Here is a 20,911-nt window from a genome sequence, read left to right on the forward strand (position 1 = left end):
ACTCAATAGGTTTCGTAGTGGACAGCGTCGGCCAATGGCCGGCGCTGTCGCCATCCGAAGCGCTCGAGATCCGGAACCTGTTGAAACTCAGTCACCTTCCCGACGCACAGCCACGCAATGGGGCGTACGGGCGACGGAATGCCCATGAGTTCGGTGAGGTACTTCTCGTCGTAGAACGAAACCCAGCCGATGCCGATCTCCTCGGCCACTGCGGCGAGCCACAAATTCTGAATGGCGAGTACCGCCGAGAACAGTCCGGTGTCGTCGACGGTATGACGGCCGAGGATGTTCGGGCCACCGCGTGACGGGTCGTAAGTGACGACGATGCCGGTACCGCTCTCGGCGATTCCCTCGATCTTGATGGGGTCGAACGTCGATCGGCGATCCTCGGGCAAAGACTGCGCGAACTTCAGCCGGGCATCGGCGACGTGTGCCGCGAAGGTATTGAGCGTCTCCGGATTACGAACGACGACAAAATCCCACGGTTGCGTGTTTCCCACGCTCGGCGCGCGATGGGCGGCGTCGAGAATGCGCATCAGAGTTTCGTCGGGGATGACCTCTCCCGAGAACTCGGCGCGAACGTCTCGCCGTCGCCGAATCGCTTCGTACACGGATACATCTGATTCACTCACGCCCCGACGGTATAGCGGTGCAATCCCAGCATGGCGTCGGGGTGCGGTTCGACCGTTTCCTCGCGCACGCAGGCGCGGAGTGCGCTGCCGACCACTCCCGAATCCATCCCGGTACCGATCACAACCAGTTGCGTGGTTCGAGGTTCGCCCGACTTCCACCGCAGCGGCGTGATCCGAACATGATCACCCACCGATTGGATCTCGAATTTTCCTGTGTAACCCGGAATCTCGAAGTTCACGAATCCTTTGATGCGGTACACCCCCGGCGGTTGATTCTCGAGGAAATGCGTCAGAGCCCTGGCATCGAGTGGCATCTCCGACGTGAAATCAACCGATTCGTAGCGGTGGTGCAGGTGATCGTGGTGACACGAGCCGTCCTCGTGATCGTCGTCGTGCCCCTCGCGCAAGAGCTCGTCGAGGCTCAGTTGATCGCCCGGAGCGGGAGGGGTCACCTCACCGGAATCGAACAGCAGAGCAGGGTCTATCCGTGAATGCGCCGTCTCCACTATCGGCGCTCGCGGATTCAACTCGCGAATTCCGGCCGTGAATCTCTCGCGCTCGCAGACCGGAACGCTGTCGATCTTGTTGACTACCACCAGGTCTGCCAGGCGGACATGTTGATCGAGCTCGGGATGTTCGCGGCGAACGGTGGAGAAATTGGCTCCGTCGACCAGGACCACCAGGCCGCCGTAGACGACAGACGGGTTCTCACTTCCGAGGACGAGTCGAATCATGTTCCGCGGCTCAGCAAGCCCGCTCGCCTCGATGACGATGACGTCGATCCCGGATTGCCGGTGCGCCAACTTGTTCAGCATCTCGTCCATGTCCGAGACGTCGACAGCGCAGCACAAACAGCCGTTACTGAGAGACACCATCGAATCGACCTGACCGGCGACCATCATCGAGTCGATGTTGACGGAGCCGAAGTCGTTGACGATCACGCCGATGCGTACACCGTCGTTGTTGCGCAGAAGATGGTTGAGCAGCGTCGTCTTTCCCGAGCCGAGAAAGCCTGCGACGACTATTACGGGAATCTGCTTCTTCGCCACCACGCAACCTTCCGAAACCACACGTACCGATCAGTGATCGTAGTGGAGTGTGGCTCCGGAAGGTTCACGCTGACAGCAGACTAACACTGTGCAGAGCGGACGGATGTCCGACGTGCCCTCGGTGGTCGGTGACGTCAAGATCGTGCACGCGTTGTATCCACGGGATTCGGCGACCCGGCGGATCTCACTCCAGCCGGCCGCGTCGACAATCGGGGACCGTGAGAGCACGAACCCGGAAAGCCTGAGTGGATCGCCCACCAGTGCCCACGAATAATCGTCGGCGATATACGTGACGATGTAGTTGGGCGGACCGTCCAAACTCTCCTGCGAGGGCACCCCGGGGAAGCTCACATGCAACTGGGCACCCGTTGCTGGATCGGTAACTCGGGCATTCCCGACGATCTCGTTGGCTTGGCCGGTCCACGTCGTACACGTGTTCTTCACGCTCACGTTCGACGAATCGACGATCCCGTAACTCGCCCGGGTGTCCTTCGCGCACGCGAGGTTGAAGGGCTGAGGAATCGCCGCCACCTGGTTCCATTCCCCTACGTAGCGCGCGGCGTCCAGGTTCGCCACCGGCTGCAGAGGTTCCCAGAGTGGGCTCGCCTGCGCGGTTCCCGAAAACAGCGTCGCTGCGGCGCACACTCCCGCAATCGCAATCGCACTTCGCCCCGACCACTTCATGTCATTGCTCCTCGTCTGTACAACGCTCGATCGGCATTGGTTCCTCAAGGTATTCGGAGCTGACGGACTGGAGGATGGGGACGTATGTAAAACTACTTTCGGTTTGTTATGGACCTACTTCACAAACCTTATGTAGTCTTTGCTCAAAGATAGCTGAAAGTCGGACGGAGCTACTGTGATGAAGGTTGTCGACTTAGGTCTCGAGCGCACTCGCTATGCAGTCATCGACGAGACGATCGAGTCGAGGTGGCGCCGAGTCACCTCGATGCAGCACGACGCCGTTGCCGTCGTGACTCCGCGCGACCGGATCACTTTCGCCGAACTCGAACTCCGGACCGATGCATTGGTCCGCGAACTTCGCCTACGTGGGTCACACGGGGCTCGCCCGGTTGCGGTTGATCTCGAACCAACCGCCGAGTCGGTGCCCGCCATCCTCGCTACTCTGATTTCCGGTCGACCTTTGGTCATGATCGACCCACAACTCCCCGAGGCCCGGCGAGCGCACATCATGAGCGCCTCGGGCGCCGTCGCGCTGCAGTCGATCCTCGACGAATCGGCCGCAACCGGCTTCCGTTTCGACAACGCCCTGGAACCATCGAGTTCCGACCCTGCCATGATCGCGTTCACATCAGGGACCAGTGGAGCGCCCAAGGGAGTCGTGTTGAGCCACTCCATGTGCCTGAACAAAGCCGACGAACTTGCCGCAGCAATCGACCTGCGCCCCGACGATCACATCGGAAACCTGTTGCCCGTCAGTTTCGGAGCCGGAATCACGGCCCTGATCATGGGACTGATGAACGGCGTCACGGTCTTCTGCTGGGATCCACGCGTCGACGGAGTTTCGGGAATCGACGACTGGCTGATCGAGAATTCGATCACGACCGCGCACTGCGCGCCGTCATTCCTGCGGGCGTGGTCAAGCCTCGAATCCGATGAAGCACCGGATAATTCGCTCGGATCGCTGCGGGTCGTCGTGACGTACGGGGAAGCAGTTCACGGCGAGGACTACGCGCGCCATCGAAGTCACGGCTTCGCTCGCGCCACGTACGTCAACTGGCTGGCCACCACCGAGACCGGTGTCGTCGCGTACAACGCGTTCCCACCACATTCCGAACTACCCGTCGGAGTGGTACCGGCCGGACGTGCTCGCGACGGCAAGGACGTACAGATCGTCGATGTGAACGGCGTGCCTCTCCCCGACGGAGAGATCGGCGAGATACAGATTGTCTCGAGCGATCTTGCCGATGGATACCACGGTGACCCGGATCGCACTGCGGCACGATTCACGCGCCTCGGCGACGGAGTGAGCATCTACCGGACCGGTGACCGGGGCCGTATCGACGAACGCGGCGAACTACAACTGCGGGGACGCGTCGACGACGCCGTCAAGATTCGGGGCTATTTGGTAGAGCCGATGGAAGTCGAGGCGCATATTCGTCGAATTCCCGGCGTCGCCGATGTTTTCGTGGCTGTCGTCCTCGAGAACGATCGACCGGAGATTGTCGCCTACGTGGTCCTGACCAAAGCCGTGATGGCACGGTCGGGCGCCGAGATGCGGCGTGAATTGGCGACATATCTGCCGGCCTGGATGCTCCCCCGACATTTTGTTCTGATGCCAGCGTTGCCCCGCAACGAAAGAGGAAAGGTCGATCGAACAGCGCTGCCCTCCGTCGAGGTGCGGTCCACTCCACCGACTCTCGCCGGGCCCGCCGAATTGTGGTTGTCCTCGATCTGGGAGTCGATTCTCGGTATCGACTCCATCGACCGTGAGGACGACTTCTTCGAACTCGGTGGCGATTCGCTTGCTTCAACCGAAGTGGTGGCAAAGATTCACGACATGTTCCGGATCCGGATCACAGCGGCGGAGTTCGCGGCCGCCAGCACCGTCAAAGACCTTGCAGCGCTGTTGGATCGGTGCAGAATCGATCCCGATGATCGTGTCTGTCACAACACGATGGTTCCGCTGAAGCTCGAAGGGTCCGGGCGACCGCTGTTCATCATGAACGGAGCGGGGTGCCCATCGACGACGCTGTCCACCTTGTCGAAAGCGCTTCACACCGATCGGCCGGTTTACGCACTTCAGCCACATGGCTTCGAATCTCGCGGACTACCCGACCGGTCAGTGAAAGCAAGCGCCCGCCGTTTCATATTCGAAATCAAGAAGATTCAGCCCACCGGGCCATACCTCCTCGCCGGTTACTCGTACGGCGGCTACGTGGCGCTGGAGATGGCGTCACAGCTGTCCGAGTCCGGTGACACTGTCGAGCACGTCACCGTTCTCGACACCAGAATCTCCACCGAGACTGCCGCACGACTGGCCGGTCGAGCGGGCATCAGCTTGGATCCGTCGATCGTCGATCTCGCACCACAACCATCCACCAATATTCGATGGAAGCCGACCAGGCGCACCGTCGCGGCGATGTGGATCCGCACGCTCTTCGCCGGCATTCTGCAGTACCCACCGGCCACCCAGTGGACGGTGTTCCTCTACATCGGCGGCCAGGCGCTCCGGAAGCATCGGATGCGAACGTGCGCCGCGCCTGTCACGGTGATCCGTGGAGCCACCAACAACCGTGGACGTGAGATCTGGTCACTCATCGCCACGGGCTCCCTCGAATTCGACGACGTCGACGCGTGTCACGAAGACGTCGTCCGTCAACCGTACGTCCGCAAGACTGCGGCGATCATCGACCGAATCTGCGATCGAGCGTGACCAACTGCGGCTCACGTCCAGCTGTAGAAGAGAGAGCGGCGCGACGCGGAACCTTCGAGTCGATGCAGGATCGTTTCGGCCGCATGGACTCCCAAGGGGATCGCGGCCTGACAACTCATCCTCAGTGAGAGATCACCGACTGCGACCGCATCACCCGCACCAAAGATGTTGGGGTGGGACGAGCATTCCAGTCCATCGTCGACCTTCAGACGACCGAGATCGTCGACCGGGAGGCTACTTCGGCGCGCCAGATCGGGGACCCCGAATTCGGTCGCGAGAATCGTGCAATCGGTCTCCACCCGTACACCTCCCGCTAGCTCGCAGGACGAACCGTCGATCCGAGTCACCCGGGATTCGGTGACAATATCAACCCCAAGGTCGGTCAATGTTCTGAGAATTGCCGATCGAGCACGCTCTGACAGATCCGGGGCCAAGATTCCTCCGGTCACCAAAGTGATTCGGCTGCTTCGCTGCTCAGCCAATTCTGCGGCAGTCTCGATTCCGGTGAGACCGCCGCCGACAACGCAGACCGCAGCCTTCTCGTCGAGAGTCGCCAGCCTGGACGAGAGGCGGACCGCGTCCTCGAATTCGGCGACGCCGAACCCGTGCTCGTCCGCTCCGGCGATCGTGCTGGGTAACTGCCTACTTCCGACTGCGTAGACCAAGTAGTCGTAGTCGAGCACGCTGCCGTCGTCGAGGGTGAGCCTGCCGAGCGCCGCCTCGATCGTCGTCACCTCTCCGAAGACTCGGTGTGCCGCACGCGGTAGCGCCCTGTCGAACGAGACCGTCGCGTCGTAGCCAGCCGCAATCATCTGATGGAGCCGCTTCGCTGCCATGACGCCCGCATATCCTGCCCCGATTATCACCACGTGTGCACTCATGGTTCTCCGTTCCGCCAACGGTCCCCATGCTGAGAATGCACGGGATGATCAGGCCTCATCGCGGACGTTATTGAACATTGACGCCCTGGCGTTATGGCGGTCGACACATCTAGGCAGAACTGTGCTGCATGCAATAGAGACTCGAAAAACACAGGGTCGACAACACAACACTGGCTCGAAAACAACAAATGCTCTGCACCGGTTGGTGCAGAGCATTTGTTCGGGTGGAGCTAAGGGGACTCGAACCCCTGACCCCCACACTGCCAGTGTGGTGCGCTACCAGCTGCGCCATAGCCCCGTATTCAATTCACTCTAACAGTCGAACTCGAAGCGGCTTTACTGCTTTCCGCTTGCTGGAAGAAAGTTACACCACTTGACTCCTGGGCAACAAATCGCCTGGTCAGAGCGAAGCGGCCGCTCCTCGTCCGAGCGGCCGCTTCAACTCAGGAGGAGAGCTTGGAAACCCAGTCGCTACTGCCCGTGTCAACGATCTTGCCGTTCGCCACTACCGTGGGCGTCCCGTTCGACCCGACATCCTTGAGCGCCTGGCTGGCGGCTGCAGCATTGGCCGCGGCTGCTTCGACGTTGGTACCGGAAGAGATGCAGGTTGCCACGTCCTCGGATGCGCCCGCATCACGAGCGATCTGGGCGAGGTCGTCGTTGGTGTGATCGCTGCTGCCGCCCTCGGCAGGCTGCGTGTCGGTCGCGAAAAGCTTGTTGTGGAATGCGGAGTACGCGATCGCGTCACCACCCTGAGCGACGCAGAGCAGAGCGGCGCCGGCCCGTGTGGAGTAGTCACCGCTGCCCGACGCCCGGTTGAGGAAGTTCAGCATGTGGTACCGCACGGCGACGTCACCGTTGTCGACGGCGGCCGCGAGAGCCTGGCCACTGAGGTGCTCGAGAGCAGCGCAGGCCGGGCACAGCGGATCCTCGAAGAGATCAATGGTCGTCGCGGCGGAGGGCTTGCCGAGCAGCACCACTCCGTTGTCCTGCACCGTGACGGCAACTTCGGAACTCTGCACGGAGCCGTAGCCGTCGTTCTGGGGCTTGTTCTTGCTGTTCGTCCACAAGACACCGCCGATGACGAGGGCCGCGATCACGAGCACCGCGAGGCCACCGATGATGTAGGTGGAGCGGCTCGAGACCGGTTCCGGCGAGTATTTGTTCTTGCTGCTCTTGGTGCTCACGCTGATGCAGTCCTTCGTGCGTCGAAACGATTTACCGATTGCTTACCTTGCCACTGAAGACTGAGTATCCACTGAGAACGCCGCGCGTGATCCGGGCCCCAATGCGAGCGGCGAACGCGGGAACACGAGCAGCCAGACGGCAAGTGCCAAGAAGCCGAGGTCCCGGAGAATCTCCTTCAAATAGTCCCAAGCGCCGACGTCGGCTGCACCTCCGCCGCCGAAACATCCGCAGTCGATGGACAATCCCCTGGCCCACACCGAAATGATCACCGCAATGAGAACCGTGAGGATGACCACCGAGACCGCAGCGGATACTCGCACCGCCAGCCCGACGAGGATCAGCAGGCCCAGCACTATTTCGACCAGGGGAAGAGCCGTCGCCACCGGACCTACCAGCGACTCGGGCAACAGTTGATAGGCGCGCACCGCGATCTTCGTCTGCACGGGATCAAAGAACTTGAGTCCCCCGGAAATCAGCCAAACGGCCGCCAAACCCAATCGGGCCACAAGACTCACGATGCGAATTGCCACCCGATCGAGAGTACAGAATGCCCGGTCAGTCCAGGTTTGTCCGCGCAGGAGTATCCGTTAGCACCGTCACATCAGTCAGATCTTCGACGACGGATTCGACGGGCTTCGTTCGCGACGGAACGAACAACCAACCCGTCGCCGACACGACTACTACGGCTCCCATCACCGCGAAGGCCGCCGAGTACGACACATGCTGGGCGATCAGTCCGGCACAAATCGGCGCCACTACCCCACCGATGTCGGACATCATCTGGAATACCGCCAGAACGGGTCCGCCTCGGGCCGTCGATCCGACAACATCGGCAACCGCGGCCTGCTGGGCCGGACTCATGAGCCCGGAGCCGACACCGGTCACTGCGGCGATGGCGAAGAACACCACAAGGTTGTCGGTGAATCCCATTGCGATGGTTCCCAGACCGCAGATGAGCAGACCGCTCACGACAAAGGGCTTGCGTCCGAAGCGGTCCGAGAGTCGTCCGGACACGATCAACACCAACGCGTTTCCGACGGCAAAGATCGTGAGAGCGTAGGCCGCTATCGACGGGTCTCGGTCGAGGAACTCCACGACGAACAGAGGGACCATGGCAACGCGAACTCCGAAGATCACCCCGCCGAAGGCGAGGTTCGATCCGAGCGCTGCCCGGTACACCGGCGACTGGAGCCCTTCTGTGAGAGTCATCGACTTCACATCGACAGCCTTGTCCGGTGACGCCAGGTGAGATCCACGCAGGCTCACGAAGACAACGAGCGCGGCGATCACCAGCGCAACTGCGTAGATGATGAACGGCATCCGCAGACCGAACTGCAACAGCGCACCGCCGACCAGCGGGCCGCCGATCGATCCCATGAGAAAGCTTGTCGCGTACAGCCCCGAGACGCGGCCGCGACTGTCCGGCGGTGACATGCGAATGATCAGCCCGAGAGCCGACACCGTGAACATCGTCGACCCGATACCGCCCAACGACCGGAACAGCAGAAGTTGCCAGTACTCCCCGGCGAAAGCGCACGCACCGGTCGAGACCGCGACGATCAAAAGGCCGACGATGTAGACCGGGCGCTCACCGAGTTTCTGTACCAAAGAGCCGCTCATCGGCGCGAACACCAATCGCATGAAAGCGAAAGACGAGATCACGATCGTGGCGGCGGTGACCGATACGTCGAAGCTGCGCGCGAACTGAGGTAGAGCCGGAGCGACCAACCCGAATCCGAGGGCGATGACGAAGCTGGCGGCGACCAGTACCCAAATTTCCTGTGGCAGCTTGGCTGCACGAGTTTTCATGTCGCCCGGAATTCTAGCCGGGCGACACGAGCGGTCCGCGAGCTAGTTCGCCTTCAAGACGCCGGACACCAAGTCCTTGGCCGCTGCCTGAACCTGAGCCAGATGATCGGCGCCCTTCATCGACTCTGCATAAATCTTGTACACGTCCTCCGTGCCGGACGGCCTCGCTGCAAACCACGCGTTCTCTGTCGTCACCTTGAGACCACCGATCGCCGCGCCGTTTCCGGGCGCCGCGGTCAGTGTCGCCGTGATCGGTTCACCCGCCAGTTCGGTCGCACTCACCTGATCGGGAGACAGTTTTGCCAAGACTGCCTTCTGTGCGCGTGTCGCGGGCGCATCGATCCGCGCGTACGCCGGGCTCCCGAACTTTTCGGCCAACGCGTCGTAATGCGCTGACGGAGACTTTCCCGTCACCGCGGTGATTTCCGACGCGAGCAACGCAAGGATGATGCCGTCCTTGTCCGTCGTCCAGACGGAACCGTCGTGGCGGAGGAAGGATGCACCGGCGCTTTCCTCGCCCCCGAATCCCACCGACCCGTCGAGCAGACCGGGAACGAACCACTTGAAACCGACTGGAACCTCGAGCAGTTCGCGGCCCACACTGCTGACCACGCGGTCGATCATCGAGGAACTCACGAGCGTCTTGCCCACCTTGGTGTCTGCGCGCCACCCTGGCCGGTTCGCGAAGAGATACTCGATGGCAACGGCGAGATAGTGATTCGGGTTCATCAACCCGCCGTCGGGTGTGACGATGCCATGGCGGTCGGAGTCTGCATCGTTTCCGGTCGCGATGTCGTAGCGATCCCGAATTCCGATCAGCGACGCCATCGCGTCGGGCGACGAGCAGTCCATGCGGATCTTGCCGTCAGTGTCGAGCGTCATGAATCGCCAGGTCGGATCGACGAGCGGATTCACCACTTCGAGGTCGAGTCGATGAGTTTCGGCAATCGCGCCCCAGTAGTCGACGCTTGCCCCGCCGAGGGGATCTGCACCGATCCTGATTCCGGCATCGCGGATTGCATCGAGGTTGAGGACAGAGGGGAGGTCTTCGACGTAGTACCGGAGGAAGTCGTAGCGTTCGACGCGGTCCAGCGCCTGCGCCGCCGTGACACGCCGTACCCCGGAAAGCCCCTTGCGCAGTAGCTCGTTCGCTCGATCGGCGATAACCGATGTCGCATCCGTATCCGCGGGTCCGCCGTGTGGCGGGTTGTATTTGAAGCCGCCGTCACGCGGCGGATTGTGTGAAGGCGTCACGACGATGCCGTCGGCCTTTGCCTCCGGTCCCGTCGAGTTGTACCGCAAGATCGCGTGGCTGACCGCCGGGGTGGGCGTGTAGGCATCGCGTGAATCGACGAGGACGACGACGTCGTTGGCGACCAGGACCTCCAAGGCCGACAGCCAGGCAGGCTCCGAGAGCGCATGTGTATCGCGGCCGATGAACAGAGGTCCGTCGATGCCCTGCGAGGCGCGGTACTCGACGATCGCCTGGGTTGTCGCCAGGATGTGAGCTTCGTTGAACGCCGCGTCGAGACTGGAACCGCGATGTCCTGAAGTGCCGAAAAGTACCTGCTGCATCGGGTTCTCGGGATCCGGGGTGCGCGTGTAATACGCGGTGACCAGATGAGGAACGTCGATCAGATCCTCTGGCAGAGCCACTTGTCCTGCTCGTTCGTGCGCCACGAATCCCCCTCGGCCCGGTGGTCGACCACTGTGTCGACGCGACTGTGGACAATTGTCTACCCTGGCCGCGTGGCGTGCACGCTCGACGCCGGATCGGTCAATCCGTGATCTGGATTCCCAACCACGCAGCGGACAGTCCGACGATCAAACTGACGACGATGTAGATCAGCGAGAGGGCCGTCTGGCGCCTCTCGACCATCCCGACATTTTCGTTCGCAAAGGTCGAGTAGGTGGACAAGCCACCGCAGAATCCGGTCGCCAGAAGTGCAGCCATCTCGGTGGAAAGAGCTGCCCCGGTGAACAATCCAAGGAGGAAGCAGCCGATCACGTTGGCGGCGAACGTCGCAGCCGGGAATCCCTTGTACGCGGGCACATACCGCGCCAACAGGTACCGGCCACTCGCACCAGCGCCGCCGCCGAGTGCCACCAGGAGAACTGTCATGCCGACGCTCCGTCCCGCGCGCGGATCCAGCGTTCACCGAGCCCTTTGCCCAGTGCAGCGGCGAGGATCGCGGGAATCAGTGTCCCGAGTACATAGAGAATCGATCGCCACGGACTCTCCGTCACGGCGTGAACCGCGAAGGACGAGAAAGTGGTGAAGCCGCCACAGAACCCGGTGCCGAGAAAGAGGTACCCAACCTTGTTGTGGACGAGCAGGGCCGCGAGAACACCGAGAACGAACGAGCCGACGACGTTGATGACCAGCGTCGTCCAGATGTGGGGAAAGAGCTCCCCCAGCCCGTATCGACTCAGTGCCCCCAGTGCTCCGCCGACGGCAACCGCTCCCACCGCACCCGGCAGCTTCAGATCACCCATGCTCTCGCCTCACCCGAAAGAGCCTACGTCCCGGATCGGGCTTTCGGCGGGCGCGGAATGAAGTAACTTGTCCGCTGCTGATACTCGCGATAACCCGGACGCTGTTCCATATGTCGCTCGAGCAACCGCGCACCGGTGGCGAAGACCAGGAAGTACGTCATGGCGATCGGCGAGAGGACAGTCACCACTCCCGGCCACACGGACGCCGAGACGAGGAAGATCCCCCACCAGACGCATGCGTCGCCGAAATAGTTGGGATGCCGCGTCCACGCCCACAAGCCTTGATCCATGATGTGGCCACGGCTACCCGGATCGGATTTGAATTCCTCCATCTGCCGGTCGCCGACCGTCTCGAACGTGACGCCGACAATCCACAGCACGATTCCGAGCACAACAAGAAGCCCGAAGCTACCGTTCGATACTGCTGCGACCTGGATAGGCAGGGAGACGAACCACAACGAAATCCCCTGCGTGAGATAAATCTTGCGGATCGCATACAGCGTTCGATTACCCGTCGCTCGTCCGAGCATTTCTTCGTACCGCGGGTCTTCACCCTTGCCGCGGGATCTGATCGCCATGTGCGTCGCCAACCGCAGACCCCAGATCGCCACCAGCGCAAGCATCAGCAACCGGCGCCAGAGGTCGCCGGTTCCAACTACCGCGGACACGAGCGCGATCAGAACGAAGCCGGCGCCCCACGACACGTCGACAACATTGTGCCGCCCGATCCGTACACCGATGGTGGCTGTCACTGCCATTCCGACGGCGATCGCCAACAGGCTCGTGAGCGTGACCACTCCGAATGCGCCCCAGTCGAATCCGTTCATCGCCGCGACACCCACTGCGGCCGGACCGATTCCATATCCGATCGACCATCACCGTGCGGCCGGACCGACAGAATCTGATCGACGCCCATCCTGCCGTCCCGAAATGCCATTCCTCCGCCGACGAGGTAGAGACGCCACACCCGAGCGACTTCGACACCCACGAGATCCACGACGCGATCCCAGTTCGATTCGAAGGTCTCGATCCACGCGTCGACGGTCCGCACGTAGTGCTCACGCAGGGCGTGCACGTCCCGGACTTCGAGTCCACCCTCCTCGATCATCGCAACAGTGCGACCGACCGGCCGCATGTACATGTCCGGCGCGATGAACGACTCGATGAACGGACCTCCCCCGGGGTGCGCACCGGTGCGTGACATCTGCTGAATCAGCACACGGCCACCGGCAATAACGTTGTCGTGGAGCGCTTTCACGTATGTCGGATAGTTGTCCTCACCGACGTGCTCACCCATCTCGATCGACGCGACCGCATCGAAGGGACCGTCTGGAATCTCACGATAATCTTGGAGCCGGATCTCGACCCAGTCTTCCAAACCGAGTGCGCGGATCTTCGCGTCGACAAAAGCCTTCTGCTCCGCCGAGATCGTGATGCCGACAACCCGAGCGCCGTACTCACGCGCTGCATGCAGGCTCAGCGAGCCCCAACCACAGCCGACATCGAGGAACCGTAGGCCTCGCGCCCGATCGAGACCGACCTTGCGGCACACCAGATCCAGCTTGTCTGTCTGTGAGTCTTCGAGCGTGTATTCCGGCGCATCGGAAGTCCAATAGCCCGAGGAGTACGCCATGTTCTGATCGAGGATCAGTTGGTAGAAATCGTTCGACAAATCGTAGTGGTGCCCGATCGCTTCGCGGTCGCGGGCGAGACTGTGCAAGCGGCCCTTCACCTGAGCCTGCGACGACGGTGGAGCCAAAGGTCTCCCGAAAGCACCGAAGGATCGCGCAGCCTTGACCGCGGCCAGGACGAGAGACGGGGTCGGGGTGATCGACCCGAACCCCCGCTCGGCAGAGACCTTCCACACGTGTGTGAGCGCATCACCGAGATCGCCTTCGACGTCGAGTTCACCGAGAACATATGCCTGCGCCGCTCCCAACTCGCCGGGATTCCAGAGCAAGCGTCGCAGCACATTCGGGCTGTAGAGCGTCACTTTCGGAGCATCTTCCGGACCTGCTGTGCTGCCGTCCCAGGCAGTCAATCTCACCGGAAGTTCGCCGCCGACAAGTGGACTGAGGATGTCCGAGAGACGGCCCGCAACGCCGGTACCTTGTGCCGTTCGATCCATCGTGGCGGTCATCGCTGATTCCTCCGATCGAGAACAATTTGCTGGACGTCGAGATATCCCGAGCGAAACCCCGCCTCGGAGTAGCAGAGATAGAAATGCCACATGCGCGCGAACACTGCGTCGAACCCGAGCGCGGACGCTTCGTCGGTGCGAGCACTGAAACGCTCGTCCCACAGCCGCAACGTCTGCGCGTAGTGATCGCCCATCGACATCCGCTCACGCACCCGAAGGGTTGTCATGCGTTCGGTGACGTCCTCTATCGCCCGCACCGACGGGAGAAATCCGCCGGGGAAGATGTACTTGTGCACCCAGGTGTAGGTGTTGCGGGTCGCGAGCATCCGATCATGCGGCATCGTGATGGCTTGGATCGCCGCGCGCCCACCCGGCGCCAGCAGGGCGTCGATCGTCTGGAAGTAACTTCCCCAGTACTGGTGGCCGACAGCCTCGATCATCTCGACCGACACGACGGCGTCGTACTCCCCCTGCACTTGCCGATAGTCGAGAAGGTCGACCTGAACGCGATCGGCCAGTCCCGCAGCGCTTATCCGCTTCGCCGCCAATTCCTGCTGTTCGACCGACAGTGTCACTGAGCGCACCGTTGCTCCGCGCTCGGCTGCTCGGATCGCCAATTCTCCCCAGCCTGTGCCGATTTCGAGTACTCGCGAACCGGGACCGACACCCGCACCGTCCAGCAGGCGATCGATCTTCCGATGCTGAGCCGCTGCGAACGCGTCCCACGACGGGGTAGCTCCCACCGACAGATCCTCGAAGAGAGCACTGGAATACGTCATGGTGTCGTCGAGGAACAGTTCGAACATCTCGTTCGAGAGGTCGTAGTGCCGGGAGATGTTCGAGCGCGTGTTCTGCGTCGAATTCCGCTCACTGCGAGGCTGCTTCGGAATGTAGAGGCCTCGTAGCCGCTGCAGGAAGTCGGGAATCAGCGTCGCCACCCGGGAGGCGAAGACTTCCAGGACCGCGGTGAGGTCGGAGGCTTCCCAATCGCCCGCCATGTACGACTCGCCGAATCCGATCAACCCACTGTCGCCCACACGAGCAGCGAAGTCGTCTGGACGGTGGATGACCATCAACGGCGAATCCGGACTACCTCCACCGGAGAACTCACCGTTGGGCATCTGAACGCGCAGCGGCAAGCGCGCGACCGCCTTGTGGAACAGAGCGCGGGCAACCGGCGACGCAACCCTCACTTTGAAACCGCTGGGCACCGTGGCAACGCCCGGCCACCGCTCGGATTCGATCGTGTGAGCGGAAGGTTCGGTGCCGAGAGTGGTCGTGGTCATTGCACTGCCTCCTGCGGGTGATGTTGCGGTCGGGGAACGATAGGTAAGCGCCTGGCCCACAGCCGGATTCCTTGAAATCTGATCTGCGCGGCGACTCGGAGCGGAGCCAGCGGGATGGAGAGCGCACTGCGGACGATCTCGCGCGTCGTCGCCGGCACACAACGACCGGACACCGTGGCTACGAATGGCGCCTTGCCGTCACGGGCCAGAACTATCGAGAGCGCGAGCGCGGTGTCGGGTAGCGGTAATCGCATCCGGTACTCGCCGTCCAGATCGTTGAACGGAGACACGTAGAACTCTTTGGACGTGCGAGCCCCGCCGCGTTCGTCGGTTTCGAGCAGGTAGCAATGCCGCTCGCCGTAGGTGTTGTGAACCTCGGCAACGACGCACCGCTGACTGCCGTCGTCGTTCAGACACCAGAACACACTCAGTGGGTTGAACACATGCCCGAGAACACGTGCGTTCGCAAGCATGAGGATGCGGCCGCCGGCGAACTCCAATCCGTTAGTTGCCAGAAAAGACTCGACGTTGGCACGAATCGATCGGGTGGGGTCGCCGAGGTGATCTCCGGCGTCGAACTTCGCCAAGGATCGCAGTGCCTTCGGGAGCTCGGGCAGATCGTCGACGTCGACGAGCCAGCTGTAGCTTCGGTACTCGAACTCGTTGTGCAACGGCTCCGTTCGTACGTGTCGGATGCTCGTATGAACGATGGACGGCGTGATGGGTGCAGTCACGGCCACCGACCTCCGACGCGTTCGGCGGCACGCAGGCCAGACAGTGCACCGTCCTCGTGGAAACCCCATCCGTGGTACGCACCGGCAAACGCGAGCACGTCCGAGTCCAACTCGGGAAGCCGCGCTTGAGCGGCGACGGAGGTGGGTGTGTACTGCGGATGCTCGTAGGTCATCTGATCGATCACCGAGTCCGGGGACACCATTTCGTCTCCCCCCAACGTCACCAGGTAGCGCCGACCGGTCTCCGGCAGCCGCTGCAACCTCGTCATGTCGTAGCTGACCAGAACGTGATCCGGCTTCGCGTTGCATTCAGGGATGTAGTAGTTCCACGACGCGCGCGCATTGGTGTTGCCGGGCAGCACATTTTCGTCGGTGTGAAGTTGGGTGTGGTTGACGGAGTACGGCATTGCGCCGAGGACCTGGGATTCGGCAGGCGTCGGATCCGCCAAAATCTTCAGTGCTTGCTGCGGATGCGTTGCGACCACAACTGCGTCGAAGGTCTGGATCTGGTCGTCGCCGTCACGAATGTCGACGCGATCGTCGAACCGGTGGACGGCGCGAACTGGCGTGTTCAGGCGGATATCCCCGATACTTTTGGCGACGAGACGAACGTATTCGCCCGATCCACCGGTGACTGTTCGCCAGGTCGGCGATCCAGTGACGCTCAGCATTCCGTGGTGATCGAGGAACGAGAACAGGTACCGCGCGGGATACTTCAGCGCCGAGCCGGGATCACACGACCAGACTGCCGACACGAGCGGAGTCATGAAGTGAGCGGTGAAGTAGTCGGAGAACCGGCCGCTGCGCAGAAACACTCCCAGTGTCTGGTCGGGTGCCGACGGATCCGTGTTGTCGAGCAGGGCGCGGGCACGGCGATGGAAGCGCTTGACCTCCATCAACATGGACAGAAAGCTGCCGTTGACAAGGAGCCCCGGCGTCGGGAGAACGCCGCGCAACCCTTGGCCCCCCGAGTACTCGAGCCCGCAACCCCCACACCTGACCGACATACTCATATCGGATTCCTGCGTAGGCACATCGAGTTCTGCGAACAATCGCAACAATGTCGGATAGGTGCGATCGTTGTGGACGATGAACCCCGTGTCGATGGCGAGGCTTCGCCCTTCCGGGTCGGTGACCGAATGGGTGTCCGCGTGCCCGCCGAGCCGTGAATCCGCTTCGTAGAGGGTGACGTCACTGTCCTTACTGAGCACCCACGCCGCTGTCAGACCTGCGACACCACTACCGACGACGGCCACCTTGCGCTTGTCGGAACTCATCGTCGTTCTCCCATCTTTGTTGCGGCTACCCCGCGACTCATTCCTGCGATTGCATCCGCGACGAGGCGATGCCAGGTCGCCGCCCGACGGAGCATGAAGTGGCCTGCGCCGTCGATGCCGATCCATTCAGCGCTCTTACCCGACTTCTGCAGTTCGTCAACTTTCCGACGAGACGCTGCCGAGTCGGTCCACGAGTCGGCCGTGCCGTGGAGCACAACCAGTGGTGTGTCCGAACGCAGATTCACCGACGTTCCATCGGGCCACCACGGCGCCAGCGCAACCACACCGACCACCGCCGGATCGCCACACAGTTCGGCGGCGACCCGTCCGCCCATCGAGTGGCCCAGCAAAATCACCCGAGCTTGTGCATTACGTTTCGTTATCGCGTCGAGTGCGGCTCGAGCGTCAGCGACCGGACTGCGCTCGGCACCGTTCCAACCACGCACCCGATAGCGAGCCTGCACCGCTCTCACACCGGAGCGGCGAAGCTGAGCGGTGAACGGGCGCATCCGAAGGTTGGACAGATGCCAGGCGCGAGCCGGGCGATGGCTCGAGACCTTTCCTCCAGGCAGCACGAGCACCACCAGGTGCTGGTCACCGTCCTGCTGTTGCCGTCGGTTGGGCGTCATGCATGGCATTCGGAGCCGAAAACCATTTGGATGGGGTTCGTAGAATTTCTTTTGTGAATCGTGAAGCACTCGTCGGTGACGTCCTCGACGCCATGGACGCCAACTTGGTTTCCCATGCCTGCCACCTGCATGAACACTTGCCGACTGCATCGGTCACGGTCACTGCGGACGTTGTCGTCGCAGACAGCGGCCTCGCCGACGACACTTTCAACATCATCGCTCGTGCTCGCTTCGCCGTACCTGCCGACGGGCCCGAAGATCGGCGACTGATCGACATCCTCGCCTCGATTCGGGCAACCGGACGTCCGTTCTCCTGGTGGACCGGACCCCGCGATAATCCCTCTGACCTCGGGGCTCGCCTGTCCGCCCTCGGCTGCGTGCGCTCCGAGGAAGAACGAGCGATGACGGCGGACCTTGACGTCGTCCCTCATCCGACGCCTGTCCCAGAACTCTCCGTTCATCGGGTGACTACTCGTACCCAGCTCGCCGACTACGCCGCCGTGATGGCCGCCAACTGGTCGCCGCCCTCAGCCGCAGTAATTGGATTCTTCGAAGACACCGCTGATGCCGCCCTCGATGAGCGTTCGCGGAGTTCGTTTGTCGTGGGGTACGCGAACTCCCAGCCTGTCGCCGGAGCCGAGGTCCACTTTGCCGCCGGCGTCGCCGGCCTGTATGGCGTCGTCACACTCGAAACGGCTCGCCGACGCGGATTCGGCTCGGCGGTCACCCTTGTCGCACTCGACATCGCCCGCGAGCGAGGTGCCCGAACAGCAGTACTTCAGGCGTCCAGCGACGGCGCACAGCTCTATCGAAACCTCGGCTTCAAGGATGTCGGCACCTACACCGAGTACTCGATCGGAAGCAGTTAGACGTCCCCGCGGGGACGCTTTCACCCCGTATCCGTGAAGGTGTCGGCACCCACATCTATCATCGAACGTACATTCGAAATGATGTCGGACGCGAGCCGGGGGGCAACCATGAACGCAGCATTAACCGAGAACGCACCACCGATCGATGAAGATACGCAGGGTTCCAACCGAGACGACGTGGATCAGCTCGGCTCGGAAATCTGCGCCCTCGCCGGCCAGATCGCCGCGGCCACGGCTCGATTCCTTGCCCTCCTGTCGAAATTCGACGAAGACCGCGGATGGACCGGTCCGGGACTGCACTCGTGCGCCCACTGGTTGTCGTGGAAGTGCGGAATGAGCCTGCACACCGGCCGTGAATACGTTCGCGTCGCCAAAGCGCTCCGACCTTTGCCCGAGATGCGGAAGGCCTTCGAGCAAGGCCGCCTGTCCTACTCGAAGGTTCGCGCCCTCACCCGGGTCACCACGCCTTCCAACGAAAAGCAGATGGTTCGGTTCGGATGTGAGGCGCCCGCAGCCCAGATCGATCGTCTCGCCGCAGGTCTGCGTAAAGCAACCGACAACGAATCCGGCAAAACCAAAGCGGTCGAACATCTTCAGGTCCGCTGGCATTGGGACCCGGATACGGGCGAATTTGTCATCAAAGGACGCCTGCCTGCACAGGACGGCGCCCGAATCCTCGCAGCGTTAGCTGTGGCGGAACGTGAACGCACCCGAATCGCCGCCGTCCGCCCCGTCGACGAGAAGGCCGCAAAGAACCCGGTCGGAAATATCGGGCCAGGTCTCGTCGCGATGGCAGAGCTCGCCACCGCCTCAGTCACGGACCGCACGACCAAGGCCGCCGCGAACGAAGTTGTGTTCTTCCACGAAGCGAACACCGTCCGAGTGCCGAGCGGACCCGCATTGCCTCAAAATGCCGCTGAGGAAGTGCTCTGCAACGCCAAGCTTCGCCTGGGTACGACCAAGGAAGGATGCGTTCTGAATCTAGGTCGGCGGACTCGCGTCGTCAGCGCTAAACAAATGTTGGCATTGAACTACCGCGACGGATGCTGCCGCACACCAGGATGCGGACGGACCCGCTTCCTGCACGCACATCACGTGAAATTCTGGGGACGCGGCGGCAATACGGACTTGGACAATTTGATCATGCTTTGCGGTACCTGCCACCGCGCGCTGCACGACGGCAAGTTCACGATCTCTGCACTCGGCGAGCAGAAGTTCGAGTTCCACTACGCCAATGGAGACGTCATCGACCCAGCACCGCCAACAGAGGGGTTCGCCGATGACCTATTGCGCGGAGACGTACCCGACGACGCGATCGTGCCGGCGTGGAGCGGGGAGCCCCTCCACCTCGATCACGCGGTCAGCGTCATCCTCGACGGCTGGGCCGCGTGAGCAAACATTGGTCTAGTCCAATCTGAATCCGTCGTGAACAATCGGACAACCCTCGCATTCAGGTAGTGCAATTGGTCTAGTCCTATCGCAATATCTTGAGCGTGACCAAGAAAATCGCACGCACCTCAGCCGCTATCACACTCCTCCTCGCCGGCGCTGTTGCTGCCGGAACTGCAACTGCTGCAGCAATTCCCGGATCGTCCGACCTCAATCCGTCGGCCGCCGAGAAGACAGTTGTCATCGGCCTTGACGGCACCATGCTCAGCCACATCAAGACCGCCGACGCTCCCCGTCTCCAGAAGCTGATCGCCGAAGGAACCAGCGGAGAATCTTCCATCCTCGGCCACACCACCATCTCCGGACCGTCGTGGTCGACCATCCTGACCGGAGTCTGGGACACCAAGCACGGTGTCAAGGACAACACGTACGCAGGCGCCCGCTTCGACCTCTACCCGAGCGTGTTCACACGGTTGGAAACAGCACAGCCCTCTCTGCTCACCGAGTCGATCTCCACCTGGGGCGGCATCGACAACATCGCATCCAGCGGCACGCCGAAAGCCGACGTTGTCGTCACCACTGCCGATGCAGGTTCCGGAGCGGCCACCGATGCTGCGACCGCTGACGCCGTCGCCCGCGACATCACCGACAAGGGACCTGACCTGATCTTCACCCAACTCGATCAGGTGGACGGCGCGGGGCACAGCGGCGGCACCAACGGCGCTGCGTACGAAGAGTCCATTGCCTCGGTCGACGCTCAGGTGGGCAAGATTGTCGATGCCGTTGATCAACGCGCAGCGAAGACCGGTGAGAAGTGGACGGTTCTGGTCACTGCGGATCACGGCCACAAGCCTGCTGGAGGGCACGGCGGCCAGACGCCGGCGGAAGCAACGACATTCGTCGTTGCACGCGGTGCGGGATACGCGGCCGGCAAGACCACCGACGCGTACACGATCGCCGACATCACGCCGACCATCCTCCAAAGCCTGGGCGTTGCATTGCCTGCCGATCTGGACGGAAAGCCGCTGGCCAAGGAAGCTCCCGGCTTCGTCGGCTCGGTCGACCTGGGATTCTTCGGCTCCTGATCGCAAGAAGTCCCGGGCGCTCAGCAGAGTGCCGCAGCAAGACCGCAAAA

At 62.1% G+C, this 20,911-nt stretch carries 20 protein-coding genes and 1 tRNA gene; 4 read left to right on the forward strand and 17 right to left on the reverse strand.

Translation table 11 applies throughout. From position 1 onward, the window contains the following. Window positions 1–2: 2 nt before the first annotated feature. Genes bluB through AC1DVN_RS24280 form a run of 3 tightly spaced genes read right to left on the reverse strand, consistent with a single transcriptional unit; the run spans window position 3 to window position 2,365 of the window. Window positions 3–632, reverse strand: coding sequence for a 5,6-dimethylbenzimidazole synthase (gene bluB, locus AC1DVN_RS24270; RefSeq protein ID WP_019747874.1), 630 nt, complete (start codon window positions 630–632; stop codon window positions 3–5). Continuing rightward, entirely contained in the window at window positions 629–1,681 is a 1,053-nt protein-coding gene (locus tag AC1DVN_RS24275) for a CobW family GTP-binding protein (protein ID WP_477994293.1), read from the reverse strand. The genes bluB and AC1DVN_RS24275 overlap by 4 nt, the downstream gene beginning before the upstream one ends. Window positions 1,682–1,711: 30 nt before the next feature. Beyond that, window positions 1,712–2,365 (reverse strand): lipocalin family protein, encoded by a 654-nt coding sequence (locus AC1DVN_RS24280; protein WP_477994294.1) that lies wholly within the window; start codon window positions 2,363–2,365, stop codon window positions 1,712–1,714. A gap of 178 nt (window positions 2,366–2,543) precedes the next feature. On the opposite strand from AC1DVN_RS24280, the gene AC1DVN_RS24285 reads away from it, so the two are divergent. Further along, the gene (locus AC1DVN_RS24285) at window positions 2,544–5,078 is read left to right on the forward strand and encodes an AMP-binding protein (protein ID WP_477994295.1); all 2,535 of its coding nucleotides are present in this window, start codon (window positions 2,544–2,546) and stop codon (window positions 5,076–5,078) included. 11 nt (window positions 5,079–5,089) lie between these two features. Here AC1DVN_RS24285 and AC1DVN_RS24290 read toward each other — a convergent pair whose 3' ends face one another. The 14 genes from AC1DVN_RS24290 to AC1DVN_RS24355 form a co-directional block, all read right to left on the reverse strand. Then, window positions 5,090–5,959 carry an NAD(P)/FAD-dependent oxidoreductase gene (locus tag AC1DVN_RS24290; RefSeq protein WP_477994296.1) on the reverse strand — a complete coding sequence of 290 codons (870 nt, stop codon included), beginning with the start codon at window positions 5,957–5,959 and terminating at the stop codon, window positions 5,090–5,092. 225 nt (window positions 5,960–6,184) lie between these two features. After that, window positions 6,185–6,257 (reverse strand) — tRNA-Ala (locus tag AC1DVN_RS24295). A 145-nt stretch (window positions 6,258–6,402) separates the two neighbouring features. Continuing rightward, window positions 6,403–7,146, reverse strand: coding sequence for a DsbA family protein (locus AC1DVN_RS24300; protein WP_007731305.1), 744 nt, complete (start codon window positions 7,144–7,146; stop codon window positions 6,403–6,405). Between the two features lie 42 nt (window positions 7,147–7,188). After that, on the reverse strand, window positions 7,189–7,677 hold the full coding sequence (locus AC1DVN_RS24305) for a MauE/DoxX family redox-associated membrane protein (RefSeq protein ID WP_019747868.1): 489 nt from the start codon (window positions 7,675–7,677) through the stop codon (window positions 7,189–7,191). Window positions 7,678–7,702: 25 nt separating this feature from the next. After that, entirely contained in the window at window positions 7,703–8,956 is a 1,254-nt protein-coding gene (locus tag AC1DVN_RS24310; RefSeq protein ID WP_020969271.1) for an MFS transporter, read from the reverse strand. A gap of 42 nt (window positions 8,957–8,998) precedes the next feature. Then, window positions 8,999–10,636, reverse strand: coding sequence for a phosphoglucomutase (alpha-D-glucose-1,6-bisphosphate-dependent) (gene pgm / locus AC1DVN_RS24315; RefSeq protein ID WP_021334357.1), 1,638 nt, complete (start codon window positions 10,634–10,636; stop codon window positions 8,999–9,001). Window positions 10,637–10,733: 97 nt separating this feature from the next. Continuing rightward, window positions 10,734–11,078: a fluoride efflux transporter CrcB gene (gene crcB / locus AC1DVN_RS24320; protein WP_019747865.1), complete on the reverse strand. Its 345-nt coding sequence runs from the start codon at window positions 11,076–11,078 to the stop codon at window positions 10,734–10,736. After that, the gene (locus AC1DVN_RS24325; RefSeq protein WP_019747864.1) at window positions 11,075–11,452 is read right to left on the reverse strand and encodes a fluoride efflux transporter FluC; all 378 of its coding nucleotides are present in this window, start codon (window positions 11,450–11,452) and stop codon (window positions 11,075–11,077) included. Before AC1DVN_RS24325 ends, crcB begins: the two co-directional genes overlap by 4 nt. A gap of 23 nt (window positions 11,453–11,475) precedes the next feature. Continuing rightward, window positions 11,476–12,279 carry a DUF1295 domain-containing protein gene (locus tag AC1DVN_RS24330; RefSeq protein ID WP_046379875.1) on the reverse strand — a complete coding sequence of 268 codons (804 nt, stop codon included), beginning with the start codon at window positions 12,277–12,279 and terminating at the stop codon, window positions 11,476–11,478. Next, window positions 12,276–13,592: a class I SAM-dependent methyltransferase gene (locus AC1DVN_RS24335; RefSeq protein WP_477846049.1), complete on the reverse strand. Its 1,317-nt coding sequence runs from the start codon at window positions 13,590–13,592 to the stop codon at window positions 12,276–12,278. The genes AC1DVN_RS24330 and AC1DVN_RS24335 overlap by 4 nt, the downstream gene beginning before the upstream one ends. Continuing rightward, window positions 13,589–14,878 (reverse strand): SAM-dependent methyltransferase, encoded by a 1,290-nt coding sequence (locus AC1DVN_RS24340; protein ID WP_019747861.1) that lies wholly within the window; start codon window positions 14,876–14,878, stop codon window positions 13,589–13,591. The genes AC1DVN_RS24335 and AC1DVN_RS24340 overlap by 4 nt, the downstream gene beginning before the upstream one ends. Then, window positions 14,875–15,618: a DUF1365 domain-containing protein gene (locus AC1DVN_RS24345; RefSeq protein ID WP_024487210.1), complete on the reverse strand. Its 744-nt coding sequence runs from the start codon at window positions 15,616–15,618 to the stop codon at window positions 14,875–14,877. The genes AC1DVN_RS24340 and AC1DVN_RS24345 overlap by 4 nt, the downstream gene beginning before the upstream one ends. Continuing rightward, window positions 15,609–16,889: an NAD(P)/FAD-dependent oxidoreductase gene (locus tag AC1DVN_RS24350; protein WP_019747859.1), complete on the reverse strand. Its 1,281-nt coding sequence runs from the start codon at window positions 16,887–16,889 to the stop codon at window positions 15,609–15,611. The genes AC1DVN_RS24345 and AC1DVN_RS24350 overlap by 10 nt, the downstream gene beginning before the upstream one ends. Then, complete coding sequence (locus AC1DVN_RS24355) at window positions 16,886–17,518, reverse strand: alpha/beta hydrolase (protein ID WP_308372334.1); 633 nt, start codon at window positions 17,516–17,518, stop codon at window positions 16,886–16,888. The genes AC1DVN_RS24350 and AC1DVN_RS24355 overlap by 4 nt, the downstream gene beginning before the upstream one ends. A 53-nt stretch (window positions 17,519–17,571) precedes the next feature. On the opposite strand from AC1DVN_RS24355, the gene AC1DVN_RS24360 reads away from it, so the two are divergent. The 3 genes from AC1DVN_RS24360 (at window position 17,572) to AC1DVN_RS24370 (ending at window position 20,861) form a co-directional block, all read left to right on the forward strand. Next, the gene (locus tag AC1DVN_RS24360) at window positions 17,572–18,387 is read left to right on the forward strand and encodes a GNAT family N-acetyltransferase (protein WP_019747857.1); all 816 of its coding nucleotides are present in this window, start codon (window positions 17,572–17,574) and stop codon (window positions 18,385–18,387) included. A 108-nt stretch (window positions 18,388–18,495) separates the two neighbouring features. Continuing rightward, window positions 18,496–19,779, forward strand: coding sequence for an HNH endonuclease signature motif containing protein (locus tag AC1DVN_RS24365; RefSeq protein ID WP_477846050.1), 1,284 nt, complete (start codon window positions 18,496–18,498; stop codon window positions 19,777–19,779). 101 nt (window positions 19,780–19,880) lie between these two features. Beyond that, the gene (locus tag AC1DVN_RS24370; RefSeq protein WP_069145916.1) at window positions 19,881–20,861 is read left to right on the forward strand and encodes an alkaline phosphatase family protein; all 981 of its coding nucleotides are present in this window, start codon (window positions 19,881–19,883) and stop codon (window positions 20,859–20,861) included. Window positions 20,862–20,911 lie beyond the last annotated feature (50 nt).

It is taken from the genome of Rhodococcus sp. P4_E4 (genome assembly GCF_056401575.1).

Bases quoted from the DNA above. Each gene is read 5' to 3' on its own strand.
- AC1DVN_RS24280 (WP_477994294.1), bottom strand. From the start codon at position 2,365: ATGAAGTGGTCGGGGCGAAGTGCGATTGCGATTGCGGGAGTGTGCGCC.
- AC1DVN_RS24285 (WP_477994295.1), top strand. From the start codon at position 2,544: ATGAAGGTTGTCGACTTAGGTCTCGAGCGCACTCGCTATGCAGTCATC.
- AC1DVN_RS24290 (WP_477994296.1), bottom strand. From the start codon at position 5,959: ATGAGTGCACACGTGGTGATAATCGGGGCAGGATATGCGGGCGTCATG.
- AC1DVN_RS24310 (WP_020969271.1), bottom strand. From the start codon at position 8,956: ATGAAAACTCGTGCAGCCAAGCTGCCACAGGAAATTTGGGTACTGGTC.
- crcB (WP_019747865.1), bottom strand. From the start codon at position 11,078: ATGACAGTTCTCCTGGTGGCACTCGGCGGCGGCGCTGGTGCGAGTGGC.
- AC1DVN_RS24325 (WP_019747864.1), bottom strand. From the start codon at position 11,452: ATGGGTGATCTGAAGCTGCCGGGTGCGGTGGGAGCGGTTGCCGTCGGC.
- AC1DVN_RS24330 (WP_046379875.1), bottom strand. From the start codon at position 12,279: ATGAACGGATTCGACTGGGGCGCATTCGGAGTGGTCACGCTCACGAGC.
- AC1DVN_RS24335 (WP_477846049.1), bottom strand. From the start codon at position 13,592: ATGACCGCCACGATGGATCGAACGGCACAAGGTACCGGCGTTGCGGGC.
- AC1DVN_RS24340 (WP_019747861.1), bottom strand. From the start codon at position 14,878: ATGACCACGACCACTCTCGGCACCGAACCTTCCGCTCACACGATCGAA.
- AC1DVN_RS24350 (WP_019747859.1), bottom strand. From the start codon at position 16,889: ATGAGTTCCGACAAGCGCAAGGTGGCCGTCGTCGGTAGTGGTGTCGCA.
- AC1DVN_RS24355 (WP_308372334.1), bottom strand. From the start codon at position 17,518: ATGACGCCCAACCGACGGCAACAGCAGGACGGTGACCAGCACCTGGTG.
- AC1DVN_RS24365 (WP_477846050.1), top strand. From the start codon at position 18,496: ATGAACGCAGCATTAACCGAGAACGCACCACCGATCGATGAAGATACG.